Origin of the sequence: Actinomadura sp. SCN-SB (assembly GCF_043906805.1) — a bacterium.
GTDB lineage: Bacteria > Actinomycetota > Actinomycetes > Streptosporangiales > Streptosporangiaceae > Spirillospora.
Map to the genome: position 1 here is coordinate 62,742 of NZ_JBIMPP010000024.1, position 23,568 is coordinate 86,309.

The 23,568-nt window shown below is 74.4% G+C and carries 23 protein-coding genes; 12 read left to right on the top strand and 11 right to left on the bottom strand.

Going from position 1 to position 23,568, the window contains the following annotated elements:
• Window positions 1-6 precede the first annotated feature (6 nt).
• Entirely contained in the window at window positions 7-996 is a 990-nt protein-coding gene (locus ACGWYJ_RS17720) for a helix-turn-helix transcriptional regulator (protein WP_395107110.1), read from the bottom strand.
• Between the two features lie 63 nt (window positions 997-1,059).
• Here ACGWYJ_RS17720 and ACGWYJ_RS17725 point away from each other — a divergent pair, with 63 nt between their 5' ends.
• The gene (locus ACGWYJ_RS17725; RefSeq protein WP_395107112.1) at window positions 1,060-2,415 is read left to right on the top strand and encodes an FAD-binding oxidoreductase; all 1,356 of its coding nucleotides are present in this window, start codon (window positions 1,060-1,062) and stop codon (window positions 2,413-2,415) included.
• A 16-nt stretch (window positions 2,416-2,431) separates the two neighbouring features.
• Here ACGWYJ_RS17725 and ACGWYJ_RS17730 read toward each other — a convergent pair whose 3' ends face one another.
• The 3 genes from ACGWYJ_RS17730 to ACGWYJ_RS17740 are packed head-to-tail and all read right to left on the bottom strand — an operon-like array spanning window position 2,432 to window position 6,608.
• Complete coding sequence (locus ACGWYJ_RS17730) at window positions 2,432-4,759, bottom strand: ATP-binding cassette domain-containing protein (protein ID WP_395107113.1); 2,328 nt, start codon at window positions 4,757-4,759, stop codon at window positions 2,432-2,434.
• A 29-nt stretch (window positions 4,760-4,788) separates the two neighbouring features.
• Window positions 4,789-5,640 (bottom strand): ABC transporter permease, encoded by an 852-nt coding sequence (locus ACGWYJ_RS17735; RefSeq protein WP_395107115.1) that lies wholly within the window; start codon window positions 5,638-5,640, stop codon window positions 4,789-4,791.
• Window positions 5,637-6,608, bottom strand: a complete 972-nt coding sequence (locus tag ACGWYJ_RS17740) for an ABC transporter ATP-binding protein (RefSeq protein WP_395107116.1) — start codon at window positions 6,606-6,608, stop codon at window positions 5,637-5,639. The genes ACGWYJ_RS17735 and ACGWYJ_RS17740 overlap by 4 nt, the downstream gene beginning before the upstream one ends.
• Before the next feature lie 119 nt (window positions 6,609-6,727).
• Between ACGWYJ_RS17740 and ACGWYJ_RS17745 the strand changes: the two genes are divergently transcribed.
• The 4 genes from ACGWYJ_RS17745 (at window position 6,728) to ACGWYJ_RS17760 (ending at window position 10,686) form a co-directional block, all read left to right on the top strand.
• Window positions 6,728-7,450, top strand: a complete 723-nt coding sequence (locus tag ACGWYJ_RS17745; protein ID WP_395107118.1) for a MerR family transcriptional regulator — start codon at window positions 6,728-6,730, stop codon at window positions 7,448-7,450.
• Window positions 7,451-7,519: 69 nt separating this feature from the next.
• Complete coding sequence (locus ACGWYJ_RS17750; protein ID WP_395107120.1) at window positions 7,520-8,521, top strand: NAD(P)/FAD-dependent oxidoreductase; 1,002 nt, start codon at window positions 7,520-7,522, stop codon at window positions 8,519-8,521.
• On the top strand, window positions 8,518-9,177 hold the full coding sequence (locus tag ACGWYJ_RS17755; RefSeq protein WP_395107121.1) for a class I SAM-dependent methyltransferase: 660 nt from the start codon (window positions 8,518-8,520) through the stop codon (window positions 9,175-9,177). Before ACGWYJ_RS17750 ends, ACGWYJ_RS17755 begins: the two co-directional genes overlap by 4 nt.
• Window positions 9,178-9,282: 105 nt before the next feature.
• Window positions 9,283-10,686, top strand: a complete 1,404-nt coding sequence (locus tag ACGWYJ_RS17760; RefSeq protein ID WP_395107122.1) for an alpha/beta hydrolase domain-containing protein — start codon at window positions 9,283-9,285, stop codon at window positions 10,684-10,686.
• A 93-nt stretch (window positions 10,687-10,779) separates the two neighbouring features.
• Here the strand turns inward: ACGWYJ_RS17760 and ACGWYJ_RS17765 are convergent, their stop codons facing one another.
• Window positions 10,780-11,544 carry a TetR/AcrR family transcriptional regulator gene (locus ACGWYJ_RS17765; protein WP_395107123.1) on the bottom strand — a complete coding sequence of 255 codons (765 nt, stop codon included), beginning with the start codon at window positions 11,542-11,544 and terminating at the stop codon, window positions 10,780-10,782.
• A 98-nt stretch (window positions 11,545-11,642) separates the two neighbouring features.
• Here ACGWYJ_RS17765 and ACGWYJ_RS17770 point away from each other — a divergent pair, with 98 nt between their 5' ends.
• Both ACGWYJ_RS17770 and ACGWYJ_RS17775 read left to right on the top strand, forming a co-directional pair.
• Window positions 11,643-12,671 carry an ATP-binding cassette domain-containing protein gene (locus ACGWYJ_RS17770; protein WP_395107124.1) on the top strand — a complete coding sequence of 343 codons (1,029 nt, stop codon included), beginning with the start codon at window positions 11,643-11,645 and terminating at the stop codon, window positions 12,669-12,671.
• Window positions 12,671-13,504: an ABC transporter permease gene (locus ACGWYJ_RS17775; RefSeq protein ID WP_395107125.1), complete on the top strand. Its 834-nt coding sequence runs from the start codon at window positions 12,671-12,673 to the stop codon at window positions 13,502-13,504. Before ACGWYJ_RS17770 ends, ACGWYJ_RS17775 begins: the two co-directional genes overlap by 1 nt.
• 63 nt (window positions 13,505-13,567) lie before the next feature.
• Here the strand turns inward: ACGWYJ_RS17775 and ACGWYJ_RS17780 are convergent, their stop codons facing one another.
• A complete protein-coding gene (locus ACGWYJ_RS17780) occupies window positions 13,568-14,089 on the bottom strand; it encodes a GNAT family N-acetyltransferase (protein WP_395107127.1) in 522 nt (173 codons plus the stop codon).
• A complete protein-coding gene (rsgA, locus tag ACGWYJ_RS17785; protein ID WP_395107128.1) occupies window positions 14,086-15,165 on the bottom strand; it encodes a ribosome small subunit-dependent GTPase A in 1,080 nt (359 codons plus the stop codon). Before rsgA ends, ACGWYJ_RS17780 begins: the two co-directional genes overlap by 4 nt.
• Window positions 15,166-15,438: 273 nt before the next feature.
• On the opposite strand from rsgA, the gene ACGWYJ_RS17790 reads away from it, so the two are divergent.
• The 3 genes from ACGWYJ_RS17790 (at window position 15,439) to ACGWYJ_RS17800 (ending at window position 17,588) form a co-directional block, all read left to right on the top strand.
• Window positions 15,439-16,704 carry a hypothetical protein gene (locus tag ACGWYJ_RS17790; protein WP_395107129.1) on the top strand — a complete coding sequence of 422 codons (1,266 nt, stop codon included), beginning with the start codon at window positions 15,439-15,441 and terminating at the stop codon, window positions 16,702-16,704.
• Between the two features lie 78 nt (window positions 16,705-16,782).
• Window positions 16,783-17,082, top strand: a complete 300-nt coding sequence (locus ACGWYJ_RS17795) for a 4a-hydroxytetrahydrobiopterin dehydratase (RefSeq protein WP_395107130.1) — start codon at window positions 16,783-16,785, stop codon at window positions 17,080-17,082.
• A gap of 26 nt (window positions 17,083-17,108) precedes the next feature.
• Window positions 17,109-17,588: a TIGR00725 family protein gene (locus ACGWYJ_RS17800; protein WP_395107131.1), complete on the top strand. Its 480-nt coding sequence runs from the start codon at window positions 17,109-17,111 to the stop codon at window positions 17,586-17,588.
• 16 nt (window positions 17,589-17,604) lie between these two features.
• Here ACGWYJ_RS17800 and ACGWYJ_RS17805 read toward each other — a convergent pair whose 3' ends face one another.
• Both ACGWYJ_RS17805 and ACGWYJ_RS17810 read right to left on the bottom strand, forming a co-directional pair.
• Window positions 17,605-18,357: an ABC transporter permease gene (locus ACGWYJ_RS17805; RefSeq protein WP_395107132.1), complete on the bottom strand. Its 753-nt coding sequence runs from the start codon at window positions 18,355-18,357 to the stop codon at window positions 17,605-17,607.
• Window positions 18,350-19,333 carry an ATP-binding cassette domain-containing protein gene (locus ACGWYJ_RS17810; protein ID WP_395107133.1) on the bottom strand — a complete coding sequence of 328 codons (984 nt, stop codon included), beginning with the start codon at window positions 19,331-19,333 and terminating at the stop codon, window positions 18,350-18,352. The genes ACGWYJ_RS17805 and ACGWYJ_RS17810 overlap by 8 nt, the downstream gene beginning before the upstream one ends.
• Before the next feature lie 90 nt (window positions 19,334-19,423).
• Here ACGWYJ_RS17810 and ACGWYJ_RS17815 point away from each other — a divergent pair, with 90 nt between their 5' ends.
• The gene (locus tag ACGWYJ_RS17815; RefSeq protein ID WP_395107134.1) at window positions 19,424-20,188 is read left to right on the top strand and encodes a TetR/AcrR family transcriptional regulator; all 765 of its coding nucleotides are present in this window, start codon (window positions 19,424-19,426) and stop codon (window positions 20,186-20,188) included.
• Window positions 20,189-20,209: 21 nt separating this feature from the next.
• On the opposite strand, the gene ACGWYJ_RS17820 is transcribed toward ACGWYJ_RS17815, so the two are convergent.
• Window positions 20,210-20,914 (bottom strand): hypothetical protein, encoded by a 705-nt coding sequence (locus ACGWYJ_RS17820; protein WP_395107136.1) that lies wholly within the window; start codon window positions 20,912-20,914, stop codon window positions 20,210-20,212.
• A 281-nt stretch (window positions 20,915-21,195) separates the two neighbouring features.
• On the opposite strand from ACGWYJ_RS17820, the gene ACGWYJ_RS17825 reads away from it, so the two are divergent.
• Window positions 21,196-22,572 carry an alkaline phosphatase PhoX gene (locus tag ACGWYJ_RS17825; protein ID WP_395107137.1) on the top strand — a complete coding sequence of 459 codons (1,377 nt, stop codon included), beginning with the start codon at window positions 21,196-21,198 and terminating at the stop codon, window positions 22,570-22,572.
• On the opposite strand, the gene ACGWYJ_RS17830 is transcribed toward ACGWYJ_RS17825, so the two are convergent.
• Window positions 22,547-23,530, bottom strand: a complete 984-nt coding sequence (locus ACGWYJ_RS17830; protein WP_395107138.1) for a LysR family transcriptional regulator — start codon at window positions 23,528-23,530, stop codon at window positions 22,547-22,549. The two genes, ACGWYJ_RS17825 and ACGWYJ_RS17830, sit on opposite strands and share 26 nt — an antisense overlap.
• Window positions 23,531-23,568: the final 38 nt, after the last annotated feature.

The window sequence follows — 23,568 nt, forward strand, 5'->3', positions numbered from 1 at the left end:
GGGCGCTCACCGGGCCAGCCGGCGGGCGAGACGGTGCAGCCGCCCGGTGATCTCCGCGGGGGCGTCGAGGGTGTAGGGGACGTCCAGGGCGGCGATCGCGGCGATGTACTGGGTGACCAGTTCCGCGGAGTCCGCGCTGATCCGGACGGCGCACGCGTCCGGGCCGAGGTCCTGGACGTCCCCGGGCAGATGCGCGAACAGGCGGCCGCGCAGGTCGTCGGCGGCCAGCCCGACGGTCATCCGCGCCGTGTACCGGTAGGACGCCTCGGCGAACGACCTGCGGAGGAACGTGGCGGGGTCCGGTGCGGGCAGGTCGCGGGGGGCGAAGCCGCGGCTGCTCGGCACCGGGCGTTCGATCCGGTCCACGCGGAAGGTGCGCCAGCCGGCGCGGTCGGGGTCATGGGCGACCAGGTACCAGTGTCCTTGCAGGCTGACCAGGTGGTGCGGCTCGACGCGGCGCGGGCTCGTGGCGCCCGCCCGGTCGCGGTAGTCGAAGGACAGGAGACGCCGGTCGCGTCCCGCCGAGGCCAGCACGGCGAGCACGGCCGGGTCGATGCGGGGCGCGCCCCGGTAGGGGACGGACGCGGTGAGGTCCCCCAGCGCCGCGAGCCGGGGCCGCAGCCGGGCGGGCAGGACGCGTTCCAGCTTGGCCAGGGCGCGCCTGGAGCTGTCCTCGATGCCGCTGACGCTGCCGCCGGCCGCGGTGACCAGCCCGGCGGCGACGGCGATCGCCTCCTCGTCGTCCAGGAGCAGCGGCGGCAGGTCGCGGCCGGAGATCAGCCGGTAGCCGCCGGCGGTGCCGGTGGTGCTCTCCACCGGGTAGTCCAGCGCGCGCAGCCGGTCGATGTCGCGGCGCACCGTGCGCACGGTGACGCCGAGGCGTTCGGCCAGTTCGGCGCCCTGCCAGTCGCGCCTGCTCTGGAGGAGGGACAGCAGGCGCAGCAGCCGTCCCGGCATGTCCTTGCGCGTCGAGGTCCCGGTCGATGTCTCGGTCACGAATCCCACAGTGCCCTTCCTTGAGGACAAGCTACGTCCTCAACGGCACCTAGCGTGGGCGGCATGAGCGTGAAGCACGAACTCGCCGGCCGTACCGAAGGACCCGTGTACGTGCCGGGCGATGACGGATACGACGAGGAACGGACCGGCTTCCAGTTGCTGGGCCCGCACCGCCCCGAGGTGATCGTCGGGGCGGCCGGCGTGGCGGACGTGCGCGCCGCCGTCGAGTACGCGGCCGCGCGGCGCGTCCCCCTCGCGGTGCAGGCCGCCGGGCACGGTGTCGGCGTGCCCACGCGGGGCGTGCTGGTCGGCACCCGCCGCATGAACCGGGTCGGCGTCGATCCCGGCGCGCGGACGGCGTGGGTCGAGGCCGGGGCGACCTGGGCGGAGGTGGTCGCGGTGACCGCGCCGCACGGGCTCGCGCCGCTGTCGGGAAGTTTCCCCGGCGTGGGCGCGGTCCCGTACACGCTGGGCGGCGGCAGCGGGCTGCTGGCCCGGCGGTACGGGTTCGCCGCCGACCATGTCCGCCGTTTCGAGGTGGTGACCATGGACGGGCGCCTGCGCCGGGCGGACGCGACCTCCGAGCCCGACCTGTTCTGGGCGCTGCGCGGCGGTGGCGGCGATGTCGGCGTGGTCACCGGCATGGAGATCGACCTGATGCCGGTCGAGGGCCTGTTCGGCGGCAGCCTGTTCTTCGACGTCGCGCGGGCCCCCGGCGTCCTGGACGCCTGGCGGCGGTGGACGCGCACCGTCCCGGAGGAGGTGACGTCGGCGGTCAGCATGCTCGTGTATCCGGACGCGCCGCCGTTCCCCGAGGCGATGCGGGGACGGCAGATCGCGCAGCTCCAGATCGCCTTCGCCGGTCCGGAAGGGAAGGGGCGGTCGCTGGTGGAGCCGCTCCAGGCGGCGGGGCCGGTGCTGCGTGACACCCTGCGGGAACTCCCGTACACCGAGTCCGGCGAGGTCTTCCAGGAGCCCGCGCAGCCGCACCCCTACCGTTCGCGGTGCCTGCTGCTGAGCGACCTGGACGGGCGGGCGCTGGCCGGGCTCGCCAAGGCGACCGGCCCGGACGCGGCGGTGCCGACCGGCGTCGGGCTGCGGCACCTCGGCGGCGCCCTGGCCCGCCCGCCGCGCGTCCCCAACGCCGTCGACCACCGGGACGCCTCGTACTCGGTGATGGTGCTGTCCGTGCCGGAACCCGGGCAGGAGGAGGCGGTGAAGGCGTTCCACCGGGAGGCGCTGGCGCCGTTCGCCTCCCGTACTGTCGCCCCCTGGCTCACTTTCACCTACGGCCCGTTGGGCGTGGACGAGGTCCGCGCGGCCTTCGAGCCCGCCACCTACCGGCGCCTCGCCCAGGTCAAGGCCCGGTACGACCCGCACGGCCTCGTCCACGGCAACCGCCCGATCGCCGCGGCCTGACCGGGCGGCCGGCCGTTCAGGCGACGTAGTCGGCCAGATGCCGCCCGGTCAGGGTGGAGCGGGCCGCGACCAGGTCGGCCGGGGTGCCCTCGAAGACGATCCGGCCGCCCTCGTGCCCGGCGCCGGGCCCCAGGTCGATGATCCAGTCGGCGTGCGCCATCACGGCCTGGTGGTGCTCGATGACGATCACGGTGTTGCCGTCGTCCACCAGCCGGTCGAGCAGGGCGAGCAGGTGGTCGACGTCGGCCAGGTGCAGGCCGGTGGTGGGCTCGTCCAGGACGTAGGTGGTGCCGTTCTTGGCCATGTGGATGGCCAGCTTGATGCGCTGCCGCTCGCCGCCCGACAGGGTGGTGAGCGGCTGGCCCAGGCCGAGGTAGCCGAGGCCGACCGCCTCCAGGCGGTCGAGGACGGCGCCGGCCTGGCCGCGGGGGAAGAACTCGCGGGCCTCGGTCACCGTCATGTCCAGGACCTCGCTGATGTTCTTGCCGTTCAGCGTGTAGGCGAGCACTTCGGGGGTGAAGCGCTTGCCCTCGCACGCCTCGCACACCGAGGCGACCCCGGCCATCATCGCCAGGTCGGTGTAGATGAGGCCGATCCCCTTGCAGTGCGGGCAGGCGCCCTCGGAGTTGGCGCTGAACAGGCTCGGCTTGACACCGTTGGCCTTGGCGAAGGCGGCGCGGACGGGGTCGAGCAGCCCGGTGTAGGTGGCGGGGTTGCTGCGCCGCGAGCCGCGGATCGCCGACTGGTCGGCGATGATGACGCCGTCCCGCTGGGGCAGGGATCCGTGGATGAGGGAGCTCTTGCCCGACCCGGCGACACCGGTGACGACGGTGAGGACGCCCAGGGGGATGTCGACGCTGACGTTCCGCAGGTTGTTGAGCGTGGCGTTCTCGATGCGCAGATGCCCGGTGGGCTTGCGCGGCTGGTCGCGCAGGCGGGCGCGGCGGTCGAAGTAGCGGCCGGTGAGGGTGCCGGAGGAGCGCAGCCCGTCCAGGTCGCCCTCGTAGCACAGCCGCCCGCCGTGCTTGCCCGCGCCGGGTCCGAGCTCGACGACATGGTCGGCGATCGCGATGACCTCGGGTTTGTGCTCGACGACCAGGACGGTGTTGCCCTTGTCGCGCAGGCGCAGCAGCAGGTCGTTCATCCGCTGGATGTCGTGCGGGTGCAGCCCGACGGTCGGCTCGTCGAAGACGTAGGTGACGTCGGTGAGGCCGGATCCCAGGTGCCGCACCATCCGGACGCGCTGCGCCTCGCCGCCCGACAGCGTGGCCGACTCGCGGTTCAGGCTCAGATAGCCCAGGCCGATCTCGACCATCGAGTCCAGGGTCTCGCGCAGCGTCTCCAGCATCGGGCCCACCGAGCGGTCCTGGATGCCGCGGACGAACTCGGCCAGATCGCTGATCTGCATGGACGTGCACTCGGTGATGGTGCGGCCGGCGACGCGGCAGGACCGCGCGGCCTCGTTGAGCCGGGTGCCGCCGCAGGACGGGCACTCGACCAGCCTGACCGCGCGGTCGGCGAACGCGCGCAGGTGCGGGCGCATCGACTCGCGGTCCTTGGACAGGTACAGCCGCCGGACCTTCACCACCAGGCCCTCGTAGGTGAAGCTGTTGCGGCCCACTTTGACCTTCTCCGCGGACCGGTGGAGGAAGCGGTCCCATTCGCCGGGGGTGAAGTCCTTCAGCTTCTTGTCGGGGTCGAACAGGCCGGTGTCGCCGAACAGCTGCCAGTAGAAGGTGCCGACGCCGAAGCCCGGCACCAGGATCGCGCCCTCGTTCAGCGACCGTTCCCGGTCGACCAGCTCGCCGACGTCGATGTCGGAGACCCTGCCCAGACCCTCGCACTGGGGGCACATGCCCTCGGCCTCGTTGAAGCTGAACGCCGTGGCCGGCCCGACGTAGGGGACGCCGATCCGGCTGAACATGATCCGCAGCATGGTGTAGGCGTCGGTGGCGGTGCCGACGGTGGAGCGGGCGTTGGCGCCCATCCGCTCCTGGTCCACGATGATCGCCGTGGTCAGGTTGCGCAGCGCGTCCACCTCGGGACGTGGCTGGGTGGGCATGAAGCCCTGCACGAACGCGCTGTAGGTCTCGTTGATCAGCCGCCGGGACTCGGCCGCGATCGTGTCGAAGACCAGCGAGGACTTGCCCGACCCCGAGATCCCGGTGAAGACGGTCAGCCGGCGCTTGGGGATGTCCAGGGAGACGCCCGTCAGGTTGTTCTCGCGGGCGCCGCGGACCTGGATCAGATCATGGTGATCGGCGGGATGCCCGGCGGGCTGATCGGAGGCGGGGCGCGTGCCCGCCTCCTGGTCGGGGGCCGCCTGGGCGGGTGTGAAGACCATGGAGTGCCCTTCCGTTCGGTGAACGAAGCCTACACCGTACGCTGTACGGCTTTTTCGCGCCGCGCGGCCACGCTCGACCCGGACTCGCGCCGCGCCATCTGCCGCAGCACCGCCGGCGCCAGCGCCAGCCCGAGCACGGCCCACGCCCCCAGGACGCCGGCCGTCTCCAGGTGCCGCCAGGAGTCACCGATCTCGGCGGCGGCCAGCGCGTCCGGCAGCAGCGCCGAGCGCAGCCCGAGACCGAGCCAGTAGAGGGGGAAGACCTGCGCGATCCACTGCACCGGCTCGGGCAGCGCGGTGACGGGATAGAACACGCCGGAGATCGTCAGCAGCGCCATCATCGGCAGCATCGCCAAGCCCACCCCTTGGGCGTTGTCGAACAGCGAACCGAGGATCGCGCCCACGGGAAGGGCCGCGAGCAGGCCCAGCGCCAGCACCCAGGCCAGCGTGACCCACGACGAGGCGCGCCCCAGCTCCAGGCCGTCGAACAGCCAGGCCGCCGCGACCAGCGGGACCAGCACGCCCGCCACCGTCAGCGCGGACCGGCTGACCACCTTGCCCACCAGGTGGCCGGTCGTCCCGTTCGGGGTGGCCCTGGCGCGCAGCAGCGTCCCGTCCTCGCGGTCCATGGCCAGCGACAGGGCCACCGCCATCAGCCCGTTGAGCATCACGTTCATCCCCAGGACGCCGGGGATCGCGTGGGAGCCCAGGGAGAAGCCCGTGCCGGGGACGTGGGATCCGCGTAGCAGGAACATCACGACCATCGCGAGGGCCGGGAAGAACATGACGCTCCACACGTCCTGCGGGTCGGTCATGCTCTGCCGGAACTCGATCCATCCGCGCCGCGCGCCCGCGCGCACCGCGACCGCCTTGGGGTTCACGCGGCCACCTCCCCGGCCTTCGGCGCACCGGGGACGATGGGCGCGGCGGACCGTCCCGACTCGGATGTGAGGACCATCGCCATGTAGACCTCCTCCAGGCTTGTGCGGCGCACCTCCAGGTCGGCGACGTCCTCGCCGTGCTCGCCGAACAGGCGCCGCACGAACGCGGTGGCGTCCTCCACCGACCGGACGTGCCTGCGGCCGTGCAGGGTGTAGCGGACCTCGGTCTCGCGGGCGACGCGCCGGCCGAGTTCCTCGGGGGTGCCGTCGGCCACGATCCGCCCGTCCACCAGGATCAGCACCCGGCCCGCCAGCCGCTCGGCCTCGTCCAGGTCGTGGGTGGCCAGCAGGATCGTGGTGTCGCCCGCCTCGGCCAGCCGCCGCACCAGGGCGTGGAAGTCCTGCCTGGCGCGCGGGTCGAAGCCGGTGGTGAGCTCGTCCAGGAACAGCAGGTCGGGGCGTCCCACCAGGCCCACGGCCACGTCCAGGCGGCGCCGCTGCCCGCCCGACAGCTTGGCGATCAGGCTGGTGGCCTGTCCTTCCAGGCCCACGAGCGACAGCAGCTCGGCCGCGTCGTGCGGCCTGGGGCGGCCGGGCGTCCCGTAGGGGGCGTAGTAGGAGCCGAGGTGGTCGAGCAGCTCGCGGACCCGCCACTTGCCGTGGTCGCGCCAGGATTGCAGGACGATGCCCAGCCGGGCCCGCCATGCCTCGCCGCCGTGCTCGGGGTCGGTGCCCAGGACGCGCACCTCACCGGCCGAGCGCCGCCGGAAGCCTTCCAGGATCTCGATGGTGGTCGACTTGCCCGCGCCGTTCGGCCCGAGCAGCGCCACCACCTCACCGCGCCCGATCCGCAGGTCGAGTCCGTGCAGTACGTCGGCCTGCCCGTACCGCATCCGCAGGCCGCGTGCCTCGATGACGGGTCGGGCGGGCGCCGTGGGTGGTACGCCTTCGATGCCGGGGGATTCCATGCCTTCAAGTTTCTCATTGAAGTTCCTTTTGGGACTTTTCCGCGCCACTGACCCGGCGATCCAGCGCTTTTCGGCCGCTAACCTTCAACCGACGGGAGAAACCCTGGGAGGAGGCGGCGATGGGCGGCAGGGCCGAGGGAAGGCTGCGCCCGGTCGATCTGGCGCGGGCGGGCGGGATCTCGACCCAGCAGGTCCGCAACTACGCCGACGCGGGCGTGCTGCCCCCGGCGCCGCGCACGCCGTCCGGGTACCGGGTCTTCACCGCCGAGCACCGCCGCGCCCTGCTCACCTACCAGGCCCTGGCCAGGGGGTACGGGGCGGCGACCGCCCGATCGATCATGGAGGCGGTGCACGCGGGCGACGTGCCGCGCGCGCTCATGCTGGTGGACGCCGCGCACGCGCGGATCCACGAGCAGCGCGCCTCGCTGCGGGAGGTGGGGGAGGCGCTGGAGGCCGTGGCGCGCCAGGCCCCCGGGCATTCCGAGCTGCCGCGCTCGCGGATGCGCATCGGCGAGGTCGCGGCCTACGTCGGTGTCCGTACCTCGGCGCTGCGGGTGTGGGAGGCGGCGGGGCTGCTGGCGCCCGAGCGTGAGAAGGGCACGGGGTACCGCCGGTACGGCCCGGCCGAGGTCCGCGACGCCCGCATGATCGGCATGCTGCGGGAGGGCCGCTACCCGCTGCGCCAGATCCGGGTGATCCTGGACGGCCTGCGCCGTACGGGGAGCAGCGAGGCGCTGCGCGCGGCGATCGCCGAGCGGCAGGAGGCGCTGGTCCGGCAGTCGACCGCGATGCTGGAGGGCTCCGGGCGCCTGCACGGCTACCTGGCGGCCCGTTCCGGCTGAGTTGCCGGAACGGCAACGGATTTTGCCGCCTGTGCCGGGCATCGCCGAGTATCGCGGTGGAGGTGCTCCATGACCGACAACAGCGAGAACTACGACTATGACGTGGTGGTCGTCGGCGGCGGCGCGGCGGGCCTGAGCGGCGCGCTGGTGCTGTCGCGGGCACGCCGCACGGTGCTGGTGGTCGACGCGGGCGAGCCGCGCAACGCCCCGGCCGCGCACGCGCACAACTATCTGGGACGCGAGGGCGTTCCCCCGCTGGAGCTGCTGGCCGACGGGCGCGCGGAGGTCGCCGGCTACGGCGGCGAGGTCGTGACCGGAACGGTCACCTCGGCCCGCCGCCTGGACGGCCCCGCCGGGGGTTTCCAGGTGGAGCTCGCCGACGGGACGGCCTACCGGGCGCGGCGGCTGCTGGTGACCACCGGCCTGGTGGACGAGCTGCCGGACGTGCCGGGCCTGGCCGAACGCTGGGGACGCGACGTGCTGCACTGCCCGTACTGCCACGGCTGGGAGGTGCGTGACCAGCCGATCGGCGTGCTGGCCACGGGTCCGTTCGCGGTGCACCAGGCGCTGATGTGGCGGCAGCTCAGCCGCGACGTGGCCCTGTTCCTGCACACCGCGCCCGAGCCCACCGGAGAGGAGTACGAGCAGCTCGCCGCCCGCGGCATCACCGTGGTGGACGGCGAGGTGGAGGGCCTGCGGGTCGAGGACGACCGGCTCACCGGCGTGCGCCTGAAGGGCGGCGCCGTGATCGAGCGCCGTGCGCTGGTGGCGGCGGGGCGCATGGTGGCCCGTTCGGCCGTGCTGGACGCGCTGGGCTTGGAGACGAGCGATCTCATGATGGGCGGGCATCCGGTGGGCACCCGCGTGCCGTCCGAGCCCGGCGGTGTCACCTCGGTCCCGGGAGTGTTCGTGGCCGGCAACGTGACGGACCCGATGGCGACGGTGATCGGATCCGCCGACGCGGGCGTGCGGGCGGCCGCGGCGATCAACGCGGAGCTGATCGGCGAGGACACCCGCCGCGCCGTCGAGGCCCGCCGTGCCCGCGAGGAGACGGGGAAGGGCGCCCGATGACCGAGGACCGGGCGGAGCGCGCGCCCGAGCGGTTCTGGGACGAGTTCTACGGCAAGAGCCGGCGGGTGTGGAGCGGCAGGCCCAATCCGACCCTGGTGCGCGAGACCGCCCACCTTGAGCCGGGAACGGCCCTGGACGTGGGGTGCGGGGAGGGCGCCGACGCGATCTGGCTGGCCGGGCGCGGATGGCGGGTCACCGGTGTCGACATCTCGGCCGTGGCGCTGCGGCGGGCGGCCGGGCACGCCGCCGGGGCCGGGGTCGGCGACCGGGTCGAGTGGCGGCGGCACGATCTGTCGCGCTCGTTCCCGCCCGGGTCGTTCGACCTGGTCACCGTCCATTTCCTGCACTCGCCCGCCGACCTGCCGGTGGACGGCGTCCTGCGTTCGTCGGCCGCGGCCGTGGCGCCCGGCGGCACGCTGCTGGTCGCCGGGCACGCGGCGTTCATCGCCTGGGAGGGTGAGCAGGACGGCGATGGCGGCCACCACCGCGGCGTGCGGTTCCCGACACCCGAGGAGATGCTGAGGTCCTTCGAGCTGGAGGAGGGCCGCTGGCGGGTGGAGGTGAACGAGACGGCGCATCACGAGCTGACCACGCCGGACGGTCGGCGCGGCACCCGCGCCGACCATGTCCTCAGGCTCCGCCGTCGCGCGGCGTGACCGCGTGAGAACGGTGATTTCGCCGTTGTTCCGCCCGGGGACCCGATAGATCATCGCGGTTGCGCCGGCGAAGGCCGGTGCGGCACCGCGAGGGAGTGACACACCATGATCTCGTCCCGCACGTCCCGGATCCTGCTCTGCGGCGTCCTCGCCGTGGGCGCCGCCGCGGCCCCGCCCGCGGCGGCCGCCACGCCGGGCACCCCGGGGCCGAAGCCGGGGGCGGCGCCCGGGAAGGTCGGCACCCCCGTCGTGCAGGGGCCGATCCCCGGCACCGTCCCCGGCGACCCCAAGGCCCCCGACGTCCGGGACACCTACCCGTGGATGTCGACCAACGTGAACCTGGCCTCCGCCGGTTACGTGGAGCAGGAGTTCTACGTCTCCGGGAAGGCCGACGGCTACGGCGTCACCGGGGAGCGGGTCGCCTCCGGCGTCCCCTACAAGACGCGCGTCATCGTCCGCAGGCCAGCGCACCCGGCCAGGTTCAACGGCACGGTGCTGGCCGAGTGGCAGAACGTCACCGCCGGGTACGACCTGGACGCCCTGTGGAGCGCCGAGCAGATCATCCGCGGCGGCTACGCCTGGGTCGGGGTGTCCGCGCAGCGGGTCGGGGTGGACCAGCTGCGCGGCTGGAGTCCCGCCCGCTACGGCGGCCTGGACGTCACCGGCGGTGGCCGGTTCACCGCCGACGAGCTGTCCTATGACGTGTACGCGCAGGTCGCCAAGGCGCTGCGCGCCACGAAGGGGGTCAGGCCCCTGGGCGGGTTGAAGGCCAGGACGGTTCTGGCGGTGGGGGCCTCGCAGTCCGCGGGGCGGATGACGGTGTACTACGACAACGTCCTGCCCAAGACCGAGGCGGTCTTCGACGGGTTCGCCAACATCGTGGGCAGCGCGCCGTCCCGCAAGGGCGCCGAGCCGGTGTTCCAGGTGCTGTCGGAGACCGATGTGCGCAGTCCCGTGCGGCGCGCCGACGACGAGGTGTTCCGCCGCTGGGAGGTCGCCGGCGCGGCCCACTCCGGCTGGAACGGCCAGGAGTACCGCAGGCCCATCCTGCGGCGCGACCTGGGCGAGGCGCCGTCCTACACCTGCGATCAGCCGCCGTGGAGCCGCGTCCCGCTGCACCACGTGGTCGCCGCGTCCTACGCCCACCTGACCCGGTGGATCGAGCGCGGCGTCAGGCCGCCGTCGGCTCCGCCGCTGGAGCTGAACGCCGACGGCTCCAAGCCGCGTGACGAGCTGGGGCTCGCGCTGGGCGGCATCCGGCTGTCCCAGGTCGAGGTGCCGACCGCCCTGAACACCGGCGACAACTCCGGTGAGACGTTCTGCCTGCTGTTCGGCACGCACGTCCCGTTCGAGCGGGCGCGGCTGGACCGCCTGTACCCCTCGCACGGCCGGTATGTGGCGGCTGTCGCCAAGGCCGACAAGCGCAACGTCCGCGCCGGTTACCTGCTGCCCGGAGACGCCCAGCAGAACCTGCGGGACGCGGCCGCCTCGGACGTCGGCAGGCGCTGAGCGCGCCGTCGGCGTGGCCGCTGGTGACCGTCGCGGTGTTCCCGCCGCTGTCGGTGCGCGAGTACCGGCGGCTGGACCGGTGACGGGCCGGGCCTAGTCCGGGACGTCGGGCAGGGCGGCCTCGATGCAGTCCAGCACGCGTTCCAGGCCGTAGCGGAACGCCGCGTCGAAGCCCATGTGGGGCTGGCGGGCGTCCCTGACGATGCGGGTGAACATGGGGTGCTCCCCGCTCTCGACGAGCCGGCGGACGTAGGGGCTGGTGCGGAACATCCACTTCTCCCTGCTCATGCCGCTGCGCCGCTGCTCGTCCCGCCAGCCCAGCTCCTGGCGGACGCTGTTCTCCACGTAGCCGTTCACCAGGCCGACCAGGACGAGGATGTCGTCGATCGGGATCCCCACGTCCAGCGTGCCCGCCGAGAACTCCACCGTCCGCAGCGCGTTGGGGCCGAAGGAGGGGCGGGCGCGGTCGGCCTCGGAGAACCAGGGGTGCCGCAGCCGCATGGCGCGGTTCCGCTCGGCGAGCAGGGTGAGGTCGGCGCGCCAGTCGCCCGAGGGCCGCTCCGGCAGGTCCAGCTCGCCCAGGACGTGGTCGATCATGAGCTCGATCAGGTCGTCGCGGCTGGGCACGTACCGGTACAGCGACATCGCGCCCGTGCCGATCTCGGCGGCGATCCGGCGCATGGACGCGGCGTCCAGGCCCTCGGCGTCGGCGATGCGCACCGCGGCCTCGGTGATCTGCCCCCGGCTGTAGGTCGGGCGCGGCCCCCTGGCGGGCCGCTCGGGCAGCATCCAGATGCTCACGTGCTCGTCCGCGCCGCCGTTCCGATCCGCGCTCTCGCGGCCGCTCTCGTCGCTCACCCGCGTCACCTCCTCACCGCATCCTCGTTGCGTACATCGTACCCAGTTGCTTAGGCTGTCGGCACTGACCGCGTACGACGTACCCAGTTGGAGGGGCGATGGGGGAGATCGCGGAGCCGATCGTGGTGGCCGAGGGCCTCCACAAGAGCTTCGGTGAGACCCGCGCGCTGCGCGGGGTGGACCTGGCGGTGCCCGCGGGCACGGTGTGCGGGGTGCTGGGTCCCAACGGCGCCGGGAAGACGACGCTGATCCGGATCCTGGCGACGCTGTCGGACCCGGACGCCGGAACCGCCAGGATCGCCGGGCACGATGTCGTGCGCGAGGCGGGGCGGGTGCGGGAGCTGATCGGCCTGGCCGGGCAGTACGCGGCCGTGGACGAGAAGCTGACCGGGCGCGGCAACCTGCGCATGTTCGGGCGGCTGTACCACCTGTCGCGGGCCGGGGCGCGGCGCCGCGCCGACGAGCTGCTGGAGCGGTTCGGGCTGATGGGGGCGGCCGACCGGCAGGTGGCCGGGTACTCCGGCGGCATGCGGCGGCGGCTCGATCTGATCACCAGCCTGATCCTGCGTCCCCGGGTGCTGTTCCTGGACGAGCCCACCACCGGGCTGGACCCGCGCAGCCGCAACGAGATCTGGGAGGCGATCAGGGAGCTGGTCGCCGACGGCACCACCGTCCTGCTCACCACGCAGTACCTGGACGAGGCCGATCATCTGGCCGACGCGATCGCGGTGGTCGACCACGGCCGGGTCATCGCCGAGGGCACGCCCGACGCGCTCAAGGCGGGCATCGGCGACCGGCTGGACGTGGCGCTGGAGGACGACGCCCAGGTGCCGCTGGCGGCGCGCGTGCTGGGCGGCCTGACCGGCGGTGAGCCGGAGACCGGCGGCGAGCCGGGCCGCCTCAGCGTCGCGCTGCGGGGCGGCGGGGTGCGGCTGGCCGACGTGGTGCGGGAGCTGGACGGGGCGGGGGTCGCCGCCGCCGACGTCGGGCTGCGCCGCCCCACCTTGGACGAGGTGTTCCTGCAGCTGACCGGCCATCGCGCCACCGCCGTTCCCGGGAGGGACGGCGAGGCGGCGGGCGAGCGGGCCGGCGAGAAGGTCGGCGAGAAGGTCAAGGAGGGTGTGTGATGGCCGTGGCGCAGGCGGTGGGCGGCCTGTCCGCGCTGGGGCGGATGCGCTGGACGCTGGCCGACGGGTTCACCCTGGTCGGCCGTGAGCTGAGCCGGCTGCGGCGCGAGCCCGGCCAGCTGATCGCGTCGCTGATCTTCCCGGCGGTCATGGTGGTGCTGTTCGGGTACGTGTTCGGCAGCGCGATCGCGGTGCCCGGCGGCGGGAACTACCGCGAGTACCTGATGCCGGGCCTGTTCTCGATGGTGACCTTCTCCTCGATCATGGCGATGACGATGAAGGTGGCCACCGACGCCTCCAAGGGCGTGATGGACCGGTTCCGCTCGATGCCGATGGCGCGGTCGGCGGTGCCGTTCGGGCAGACCGGCGCCGACATCCTGACCGGTTTCCTCGGCCTGGGCCTCATGGCGGTGGCGGGCCTGCTGGTCGGGTGGCGGGCGCACCGTGGCGTGCTGCCGACGGTGGAGGCGTTCGCGCTGCTGTGCCTGATGCGGTACGCGGTGAGCTGGGTGGGCTGCTACCTGGGCCTGGTGGTGAAGGACGAGCAGACCGCCGACCAGCTTGTCCCGCTGTTCCTGCCGTTCACCATGCTGTCGAACTCGTTCGTGCCGACCGACGGGATGCCGGGCTGGCTGCGGTTCCTCGCCGACTGGAATCCCGTGAGCGCCATGACGGCGGCGGCGCGGCGGCTGTTCGGCAATCCGAACGTGGCGACGGGGGACGTGCCCTGGCCCGTCGCGCATCCCGTGGCCGGGGTGCTGCTGTGGTCGGTGGTGCTGCTGGTGGTGTTCGTGCCGCTGTCGATCCGCACGTACCGGCGCAAGGGACGCTGACGGGCGTGCGGCCCCGGGCGGGCGGGAAGGGCGCGGCCCTCCTCGCGCCGCCCGGGGCCGGTGTCAGACGCCGAAGGGCGCCGCGTACCGGATCGTCCCGGACGGCACATCGCCCGCGCCGCCCGGGCCCTTGAGGGTGAGGGCCATCAGTGCCTCGTCGGGCGCCTCGAACGGCGCCCGGATTCCCAGCCGGGACGCCGGGGTGAACCCGAACCTGGGGTAGTAGCCCGGATGGCCGAGGACGACCACCAGCCGTTCGCCCCGTTCACCGGCGGCCCGCAGCGCGGCGCGCGTGACGGCGCCGCCCGCGCCCTGTCTCTGGTGCGCGGGATGGACCGCCACCGGGGCCAGGGCGAGCGCGGGCTCGCCGCCGACCGTGCAGCGGGTCAGCAGCGCGTACGCGGCGATGCGGCCGGTGGGCGTCTCGGCCACCCAGGACAGGCCGGGCAGCCAGGCGGGGTCGCGGCGCAGGGCGTCGACCAGGCCGGCCTCGTCGGCGGTGGGGAAGGCGGCCAGCAGGACCCGGCGGACCGCGGGGGCGTCCGCCGGGGTCTCCGGGCGGGTCCGCCATGGCCGCGGCGTCACCGCCTCCTCCCCTTGATCGTGTAGGTCTGCCGCAGCGAGCGGGTGATCTCCCGGCGGCGGCGGGAGCGCTCGGCGCGCAGCCGCGCGTCGCCGCGGGAGGCGGCCCATTCGTTCTCGCGCAGCAGTTTGCGGTAGGCGTCCAGCCGTCGCGCGGGCAGGGCGCCGTCCTCGATGGCGGCCAGCACCGCGCATCCGGGTTCGGTGGCGTGGGCGCAGTCGGCGAAGCGGCATCGCCCGGCCAGTTCCTCCACGTCGGCGAAGACCTGCCGGATGCCCTCGCCGGCGTCGAACAGGCCGATGCCGCGCAGGCCGGGGGTGTCGATGAGCACGCCGCCGCCGGGCAGCGGCAGCAGTTCGCGGCGGACGGTGGTGTGCCGTCCCCGGCCGTCGGTCCGGCGCACGGCGCCGGTGGCGAGGTGGTCGGCGCCGAGCAGGGCGTTGCCGAGGGTGGACTTGCCCGCGCCGGACGGGCCGATCAGCGCGATGGTGCCGGTGAGGGCCGCGGTGACCGCGTCCATGCCCGTTCCGGTGGAGGCGCTGCAGGACACCACGTCCACGCCGGGCGCGGCCGCGGCGGCCGCGGCGGTCAGCGCCGCCTCGGCGGCGGGATCGGCCAGCAGGTCGGCCTTGGTCAGGACGATCACGGGCCGGGCGCCGCTCTCCCAGGCCAGCGCGAGCAGCCGTTCCACGCGTCCGGCGGCGAAGCGGGCGGTGAGCGACAGTGTGACCGCGACGGTGTCGATGTTGGCGGCCAGTACCTGGCCGTGCGAGTCGCGGGAGACGGTGGCCCGCACCAGGGCGGTGCGGCGGGGCAGCAGCGCGGTGATCGCGGGCCGTTCCCCGGCGTTCAGGGCCGCCCAGTCCCCCGTGCAGGGAGCCTGCTTCGGATCGGGCGAGGCCACGGGCGCGGTGTCGGCCCGCACGGGGCCGGTCTCGGTGATCGCGTCGCACCGGCCGCGGTCGACGGCGGCGATGCGGGCGGGTACCAGCCCCGTTTCGCGGTACGGGGCGAAGGCGTGTTCCAGGTCCCCGTTCCAGCCATAGGCGGACAGGGCGTGCGAAGGAGAAGAGGTCAACGTGGGAACCCTTGCGTGAAGGGGCCCGCCGACCGCGCTGTGGGTCAGCCGCGGGCCCGGGGGAGGAGGATGGCCGGAATGCTGCGCGCAGCAGCCATCACCGCGACGGCCATGCATCTCACCTCCCCGGTTCACGAGCCCGTTCCGGCTCACCGTACGGCAGGGCGGGGCCGTCCGCCACCGCGATGACGCGGGGCCTCGACCGGAAACTCTTCGGGCGCTTCGGCGGTTATGGTGATTGAGAACTATCTCGACCATCGTGGGGGCGAGGCCGTGGACGAGCCAGAGCAGCAGTCAGCGCAGCAGCCGGACCGGCGCCCTGACGAGCGGATGGACGAGGGGCCGGGCGGGCGGGGCGTGGTCGTTCCGCCGGAGCCGCGGGTTCCCGAGCCGGGCGGTCCGCTGGCGGCCAGGCTGGACCGGGCCGCGGCCGAGCGGATGGAAGAGCTGTGGGCCGAGTTCGCCCCGGCGGCGGCCGAGGCCGCGCGGCTGGCCGGGACGATGTCGGAGCCGGTGCGCCGGGCGGCGTCCGACGCGGCCGGGCGCGCCGCCGTCACGATCGTGGAGCAGATCTCCGGCACGCCGGTGATGCGGGCGGTGGAGCAGGCCGCGCGTGAGGCGGCGGCGCGCGTCGCCACCGGCGCGGCGGAGAGGGCGGTGCTGGAGGCGCGCACGGCGGCCGAGTCCAGCACGGTGGCGGGTGCCGCCCTGGAGGCGACGACCACCGCCATGACGATCGCGGGGCAGGCCGCCTCGCACCCGATGGCGGTCGCCGCGGCCCGCCTGGCGGCGCGGCATCCGCTAACGCGTGCGGCCACCGCGACGGCGCTGGAGGTGGCGGGCCGTACGGTGACCGCCCCGCTGGTGCGGGAGGCGACCAGGATCGTGGCGGACTCGGTGATCGACACGGTGGCGGGGGTGGCCGCGGACGTGGCGATGGACGTGGGACGCGAGGTGGTGTTCCGCGTCGTCCGTGACACCGCGCGTGACACGGCGCGGGATCTGGCGGCCACCGCGGGGGCGCGGGCCCGGGAGGCCGCCGCGGTGTCGCCGGTCACCGCCGCCGCGGCCGCGGCCGCGGCGGAGCTGGCCACCGGGATCGCCGCGAGCGAGGGGTTCCGCGGCACCGTCCGTTCGGCCGGTGGGCTGCTGTCGGCCGTGGCGGGCAGCGCCGTGGCCCGTACCGCCCGCGACCTGGCGGGGCGGGCCGCCGCGACCGCGATCGAGGCGGTGATGGCCGAGCTGATCCGCGAGGCGCTGCGGCTGGCGATGAAGGACGCGCTGCGCGAGCTCGTGGTGGACGCGGCCCGCGAGGTGGTCGTCGATGTCACCAAGAGCACCTGGACGGCGGCGACGGCCCGCCCGGTGCCGCCTCCCACCGAGACCGAGGTGGCCGAGGCCGGTGAGGCGCTCACGTCGTTCACCGGGCTGCTCGGCCGGGCCGCCCGCGCCACCGCGGGGCCGGCGGAGCCCGGGCCCGCCGGCGCTGACCCGTGGGCGTCGGCGACCCGTGACGACGCGCCCTCCGGCGGCGCGTGACACTCGTGATGGCGGGGCCGGAGGGGTAGATGCTCACGGGAGACCGGCACGGGAGACCAGCACGGAAGGGGCAGGCGCATGGCCGAGCCGCTCGATGACGCCGCGATCACCGGCCGGCTCAGGGAGCTGCCGGGCTGGACGCGGGACGGCGGGCAGATCCGGAGGCGGGTGCGGGCGCCGTCGTTCATGGCCGGGATCGAGCTGGTGCGGGAGGTGGCGCGGGCGGCCGAGGACGCCGATCACCATCCCGACATCGACATCCGCTGGCGGACGGTGACCTTCGCGTTGTCCACGCACAGCGCGGGCGGCCTGACGGGCAAGGACTTCGACCTGGCGGCGCGGATCGATGAGATCGCCGCCCGGCACGGCGCCGAGTAGGGCCGGGCCGGGGGCGGGGCGCCGCGATGGCGGTGCAGGTGGCGGTGTGCGGTCCGGGTGAGTGCACCGGGGCCGAGCGGGACGCGGCGTGGGAGACGGGCCGGTTGCTGGCCGGGCGCGGCGCGGTGGTGGTGTGCGGTGGTTATGGCGGTGTGATGGCCGCGGTGGCGGCGGGGGCGCGGTCGGCGGGCGGTGTGGTGGTGGGGGTGCTGTCGGGCGCCGACCGTGCCGGCGCGTCGCCGGATCTGACGGTGGCGCTGGCCACCGGGCTGGGCCAGGCCCGGAACGCGGTGATCGTCGGTTCGGCGGACGCGGTGATCGTGGTGGGCGGGTCGTGGGGGACGTTGTCGGAGCTGGCGCTGGCGATGCGGCGCGGTGGCGTCCCGGTGGTGCAGCTGGGCGGGTGGCGGGTGCTGGACGAGGGCGGGTCCCCTCCGCCGGGCGTCCGGTACGCGGCGAGCCCGGCGGAGGCGGTCGCGCTGACCGGCCTGTGGGACGGCCGGTAGCGGGCGGGCGGCCCGGTCAGCGGGTGCGGCGGCGGAACAGGGGTCCGGAGAAGGCGGCCGCGACCAGCAGCAGCCCGGCGCACCAGGCCAGCGCGGCGGCGGGCCGGTGGCCGACGGGCTGGTCGAGCAGCAGCCCGCGGACGCTTTCGATGACGGGGGTCGCGGGCTGGTTGCGGGCGAAGCCGTGCAGCCAGTCCGGCATGGTGTGGATGGGGACGAACGCGCTGCTGGGGTAGGGCAGGAACAGCACGAAGAAGGTGAAGCCGCTGGCGGCCTCGGTGGTGCGGGCCAGCAGCCCGACCATGGCCGACACCGCGGACATGGCGACGATGAACGCGGTGATCAGGCCGAGGGCGGCGGCCCATTGCGCCGGTCCGGCGCCGGGGCGGAATCCGACGGCGAACGCGACGGCGAAGACGATGGCGACCGAGCCGAGGTTGCGCAGGGTGGCGGCGGTGATGTGGCCCGACAGCAGCGTCCTGCCGCCGAGGTCCATGGAGCGGAACCGGTCGACGATGCCCTCGTTGAGGTCGGCGGCGACGGCCACGGCGGTCATGGACGCGCCGTAGACGGCGCACAGCATCAGCACGCCGGGCACGGCGTAGGTGACGTATGCGGTGCCGGTGTTGATGGCGCCGCCGAACAGGTAGACGAACAGCAGCAGCACCATGACGGGTAGCAGCAGCGCGGTGATCAGCGAGTCGAGGTTGCGGAAGGTCACGCGCAGGCTGCGGCCGGCCAGGACGGGCCAAGCGGCGAGTTCAGGCAACGGAGGTCTCCTGGGTCTGGGGGCGGGTGTCGGCGGGGGCGCGGCCGGTGAGGGCGAGGAACACCTCGTCGAGCGTGGTGTCGTGGACGGAGAAGCGGGCGACGGCGGTAAGGGCGGGGTCGATCTCGTCGAGGAGGGCGCGCACGTGGGAGGCGGTGCCGTCGGTGGCGGCGCCGAGGGTGAGGGCGGCTGGGTCGAGCCGGACGGCGCGGCCGCCCAGGACGCGGGCCAGGTCCCGGTAGGCGTCGGGCCCGGTGGCGGTCAGGTCGAGGCGTTGCCCGGCGACGCGGCTCTTGAGCTGGGCGGCGGTGCCTTCGGCGACGACGCGTCCGGCGTCCAGCAGGGCGATGCGGTCGGCGAGCCGGTCGGCCTCCTCCAGGTACTGGGTGGTGAGGAAGACGGTGACGCCTGAGGCGGTGAGGTCGCCGACCACCTCCCACAGGGCGCGTCTGCTGCGGGGGTCGAGGCCGGTGGTGGGCTCGTCCAGGAACAGGACGGCGGGGTCGGTGAGGAGCCCGGCGGCCAGGTCGAGGCGGCGGCGCATGCCGCCGGAGTAGGTGGCGACGCGGCGGCCGCGCGCCTCGGTGAGCTCGAAGCGTTCGAGCAGCTCGGCGGCTCGGTGGCGGGCGCGGGCGCGGGACAGGCCGCGCAGCCGTCCCATCATCCGCAGGTTCTCCTCGCCGGTCTGCAGTTCGTCGACGGCGGCGTACTGGCCGGTGAGGCTGATGGCGCGGCGGACCTGCCGGCGCTGGGCGGTCACGTCGAACCCGGCGACGCGGGCGGTGCCGGCGTCGGGTTCGGTGAGGGTGGACAGGATGCGGACGGTGGTGGTCTTGCCCGCGCCGTTGGGCCCGAGCAGGGCGAACACGCTGCCTTTGGCGACGTGGAGGTCGAGGCCGTCCAGGACGGTGACGCGCCCGTAGGACTTGGTCAGCCCGGCCGCGTGGACGGCCGTCTGGTCCGATGCGGAACTCACTGCGTACCCCTTACGCGTTACTGTTTATGGCCTACGCTGTACTGCGTAGGCTATACACATGGGGGGAGGCGAGGTCAACCCGGAGAGGTGATGGGGACGAGCGAGAGCGGCGGCACGGGCCTGCCCGAGGGCATCGAGCTCGCGTGGGGGCTGCGCGAGCGGCCCGGCAAGGGGCCCAAGCGCGCGCTGACGCTGCGGGCGGTCGTCGAGGCGGCGGTGCGGGTCGGGTCGGCCGAGGGCCTGGAGGCGGTGTCGATGAGCCGGGTGGCCTCCGAGCTGGGCGTGTCGCCGATGGCCCTGTACCGGTACGTCCCGTCCAAGAACGACCTGCTGACGCTGATGATGGACGAGGTGTTCGGCCCGCCCCCGCCGCTGCCGGACGCCGGCGAGCACGGGTGGCGGGCGGCGCTGGGGGCCTGGATGTCGGCGATGCGCGCGGCGCTGGCGCAGCACCCGTGGATCCTGCGCGTGCCCATCACCGGGCCGCCGACCATGCCCAACAACGTGCGGTGGATGGAGGCGGGGCTGCGCGCGATGCGCGGCATGGGCCTGTCGGGGGGTGAGCGCCTGTCGGCGCTGATGCTGCTGAGCACCTACGTCCGCTCGGACGTCACGCTTCAGCACGACCTGCAGGCCGCGTGGCGGGCCGCCTCGGCCTCCGAGGCGGAGGTGCTGCGCGGCTACGGGGCGCTGCTGGCCACGCTCACCGACGCCGAGCGCTTCCCCGAGCTGCACGCCCTGCTGGACGAGGGCGTGTTCGAGTGGGCCGTGGACGACCCCGACGCCGACTTCGCCTTCGGGAGGGAACGGCTGCTGGACGGCCTGGAGCTGCTGGTGGCGCGCCGCTCGGGCTGAGAGGCCCGCGCCGGGGCCCGCCTATTCGGGCCGCCGCGCGGCGTTCTCCTCCCGCTTCTGCCTCTGCCTTTCCTGTTGTCTTTCCCGCTGCTTCTTGCGCCGCTCGTACTCGCGGAAGGCGATGACGACGGCGGCCAGGACCGGGCCCCAGTACTTGGCCGACCGCACGATCGCCTGGACCCAGCCGGGCAGGGCGAGGTCGGGCAGCCAGGACAGGTCGATGTCCGGCCAGGGGATGCGGGGCCGCCGCAGGCGCGGCAGGCCGAGGTCCGGCAGGTCGAGCGCGGGCAGGTCGATGTCGGGCCTGGGGATCCGGATGAGCCCGGCGAGGCCCAGCAGCGGCAGCAGCACCTTGGCGACGGCGGCGGCGACGTGCCGGGCCGCGAACAGGCGGGGGTGGCGGCGCGCGAAGCGTTCGCGGCGTTCGGCGCGGCTGCCCGGGGGCGGGGTGAACCAGATCTCCCCGCCCCCGGTGACCAGGTCCTTGATGCCGCCGGGCAGGAGGGCGACGACGGCGAGGTTCCCGAGGCGGTCCCACTCGGCGCGGACGGTGGTGTCCTCGTGGGTGATCCTGGTGGTCTTCCTGCCGGCGACCTCCCGCTCGGCGACCTCCTCGCCGTCGACGAACAGCCGGAGGCGCCGGGTGGCGCGCGACCGCGGGCCTTCCACTTCCAGGCGGTGCCCGTCGTGTTCCAGCACCCAGCGTTCCTGGGCGGTGTCGGCCATCGAACTCCCCCGTGACGTGGACGGATACGTGTCCTGTGGTGGCGTGCGGTCCACGATGCCCGGCCGTGCGGGCGCCGGGCATCGGCCCATGTGCCACGGCGGATAGACCAAAGTCGGCGATCGTCGCGCCTCTGGACGGGGTGTGCGGCCGCCGGCGCGGTTCCGGCGCAGGTGGGCGGCCCGCCTTCACATCATGATCAAAAATTGTGGTTGCGGTGGTTCCCAAGCGGAACGGCCCGTGCGCACACTTGGCTGTCACATCTCCTGCGCAAGGAAGGGTCATGGCTGTCACACGACGTCAGGTCCTCGCGGGCGGGGCCGCCACGGTCGGGGCGGGGATCGCGTTCGCCGGTGCCGTGGACCAGTTGTTCGCGGGCAGTGGCGCCGCCGCCGTGGTGGGAGGGGCGGCCGGGTACGGCCCGCTGGTGCCCGATCCGCGCGGTGTCCTGGACCTGCCCCGGGGGTTCCGGTACCGGATCCTGTCGCGCGAGGGCGAGCCGCTGAGGTCGGGGCAGGGGCCGGTGCCCAGCCACGCCGACGGCATGGCGGCGTTCCCCGGCGGCCACGGCCGGGTGTGGCTGGTGCGCAACCACGAGAACCGTCCCGACGCCGTGAACCGGGTCCCGGCGATCGACGGGCTGACCTATGACCCGGAGGGCCTGGGCGGCTGCACGGCCCTGGAGGTCGGCGCGGACGGGCGGGTGCACACCGAGCGGGTGGCCATCGCCGGGACCGCGGTCAACTGCGCGGGCGGCCCCACCCCGTGGAACACCTGGCTGACGTGCGAGGAGACCGAGGACACGGCGGGCACCAACGGCTACACCAGGGACCACGGGTTCGTGTTCGAGGTGGACCCGTACCGCCCGGGGCGGACCGGGCCGGTGCCGCTGACGGCGATGGGGCGGTTCCAGCACGAGGCGGTGGCGATCGACCCGCGCGACGGCGTGGTGTACGAGACCGAGGACGCCTTCGAGTGGCCGTTCGGGCTGTTCTACCGGTTCCTGCCGCGGCGGCCCAAGGGCGGGTTCGGCAGCCTGCGCGCCGGCGGGCGGCTGGAGGCGATGCGGGTGCCGGGGGTGCCGGACCTGTCGGTGGTGCAGGAGCCCGGCACGGTGTTCGACCGGGTGCAGTGGGTGCGGGTGCCCGATCCGCCGGCCGCGCGGACCCCGATCCGGTTCCAGGACTTCGGGCGGGCCGGCATCACCCACGCGCAGAAGCTGGAGGGCTGCTACTGGGGCGGCGACCGGGTCTACTTCGTCAGCAGTTTCGCGCGCGCCGGCGAGGGGTCGGGCGCCGACCATTTCGGGCAGGTGTGGTCCTATGAGCCGCGCGGCGGCCGGCTCACGCTGGTGATCGTGTTCGGGCCGGGCACCGGCACGGACACGGTGGGGGAGTCGCCCGACAACATCGCGCTGGCCCCGCAGGGCGGTCTGATGGTGTGCGAGGACGGCGGCGGCGCGCAGTTCGTGTTCGGTGTGACGCGGGGCCGCGAGGTGTACCCGATGGCCCGCAACCGGCAGAACATCGGCACCGAGCGGGAGCCGGAGTGGGGCGAGTTCGCGGGGGTGACGTTCTCCCCGGACGGCCGCACCATGTTCCTCAACGTCTACGAGCCGACCACGACCTTCGCCATCACGGGGCCGTGGCGGCGCCTGTGACCGTCCCCCCGGTGCCCTGACGGGTGGCCGATGCGCTCTGATCGGTGTCGCCGCCGGCCCGCGGAGGGCCGGCGGCGACGGCGGCGATCTCGTCCAGGAGCGCGGCGGTGGCGGGCGGTGTCGGCCCGTCGGGGACGAGCGCGCTGATGCGGCGTCCGCCCAGGTCCGGGCAGGGTGGCAGCGCGACGCCGGGTTCGTGGTGCAGGTCGAAGGCCAGCGCGGGCAGGGCGGTGACGGCCAGGCCGCGGGAGACCAGCCGCTGGACGGCGATGTGGTCGTCGGTGGAGTAGGCGATGCGCGGGCTGAACCCGGCCTGCGCGCAGGTGCGCAGCAGGTGCCCGCGGCACCGCTCGCATCCCGACGCCCAGGTCTCCCCGGCCAGGGCGGGCAGCGTGACGGGGCCGGGGGATCGGGCCAGGGCGTGGCCGGCGGGCACCGCCAGGCGCACGGGCTCCTCGCGCAGCGGGATGCGGCGCAGCCCCGCGTCGGCGTCGGCGGGGGCGTGCGGGTAGGTGAACACGACGGCCAGGTCGGCGTCGCCCTCGCGCAGGATCCGCAGCGCCTGGTCGGGTTCGGCCTCGGTGAGGGAGACCACCACGCCGGGCGCGCGGGTGCGCAGCGCGTCCAGCGCGTCGGGCAGGAACGCGGCGGTGGCGGTGGGGAACATCGCGACGCGGACCCGGCCGGCGCGCAGCCCGGCGATGGCGGCGACGCGCTCGCCGGCCTCCTCCATGAGCGCGATGACCTCCCCGGCGCGGTCGGCCAGGATCCGTCCCGCCTCGGTGAGGCGGACGCCCCGTCCGTGCCGGACGACCAGGGGCGTGCCGGCCTCGGTTTCCAGCCGGGCGATGTGGTGGGAGATGGCGGGCTGGGTGTAGGACAGGGCCCGCGCGGCGGCGGTCATGGAGCCCAGCCGTCCGACCTCGCGCAGGATCCGTGCCCGGTTCAGGTCGAACACGCCCCCAAGCTATCAAGAATGTTTGGGTTCGATCCAGA

Excerpts from the sequence above, each read along its gene's own strand:
- ACGWYJ_RS17725 (WP_395107112.1), top strand. The coding sequence starts at position 1,060 with ATGAGCGTGAAGCACGAACTCGCCGGCCGTACCGAAGGACCCGTGTAC.
- ACGWYJ_RS17730 (WP_395107113.1), bottom strand. The coding sequence starts at position 4,759 with ATGGTCTTCACACCCGCCCAGGCGGCCCCCGACCAGGAGGCGGGCACG.
- ACGWYJ_RS17740 (WP_395107116.1), bottom strand. The coding sequence starts at position 6,608 with ATGGAATCCCCCGGCATCGAAGGCGTACCACCCACGGCGCCCGCCCGA.
- ACGWYJ_RS17745 (WP_395107118.1), top strand. The coding sequence starts at position 6,728 with ATGGGCGGCAGGGCCGAGGGAAGGCTGCGCCCGGTCGATCTGGCGCGG.
- ACGWYJ_RS17750 (WP_395107120.1), top strand. The coding sequence starts at position 7,520 with ATGACCGACAACAGCGAGAACTACGACTATGACGTGGTGGTCGTCGGC.
- ACGWYJ_RS17755 (WP_395107121.1), top strand. The coding sequence starts at position 8,518 with ATGACCGAGGACCGGGCGGAGCGCGCGCCCGAGCGGTTCTGGGACGAG.
- ACGWYJ_RS17760 (WP_395107122.1), top strand. The coding sequence starts at position 9,283 with ATGATCTCGTCCCGCACGTCCCGGATCCTGCTCTGCGGCGTCCTCGCC.
- ACGWYJ_RS17770 (WP_395107124.1), top strand. The coding sequence starts at position 11,643 with ATGGGGGAGATCGCGGAGCCGATCGTGGTGGCCGAGGGCCTCCACAAG.
- ACGWYJ_RS17775 (WP_395107125.1), top strand. The coding sequence starts at position 12,671 with ATGGCCGTGGCGCAGGCGGTGGGCGGCCTGTCCGCGCTGGGGCGGATG.
- ACGWYJ_RS17795 (WP_395107130.1), top strand. The coding sequence starts at position 16,783 with ATGGCCGAGCCGCTCGATGACGCCGCGATCACCGGCCGGCTCAGGGAG.
- ACGWYJ_RS17800 (WP_395107131.1), top strand. The coding sequence starts at position 17,109 with ATGGCGGTGCAGGTGGCGGTGTGCGGTCCGGGTGAGTGCACCGGGGCC.
- ACGWYJ_RS17815 (WP_395107134.1), top strand. The coding sequence starts at position 19,424 with ATGGGGACGAGCGAGAGCGGCGGCACGGGCCTGCCCGAGGGCATCGAG.
- ACGWYJ_RS17820 (WP_395107136.1), bottom strand. The coding sequence starts at position 20,914 with ATGGCCGACACCGCCCAGGAACGCTGGGTGCTGGAACACGACGGGCAC.
- ACGWYJ_RS17825 (WP_395107137.1), top strand. The coding sequence starts at position 21,196 with ATGGCTGTCACACGACGTCAGGTCCTCGCGGGCGGGGCCGCCACGGTC.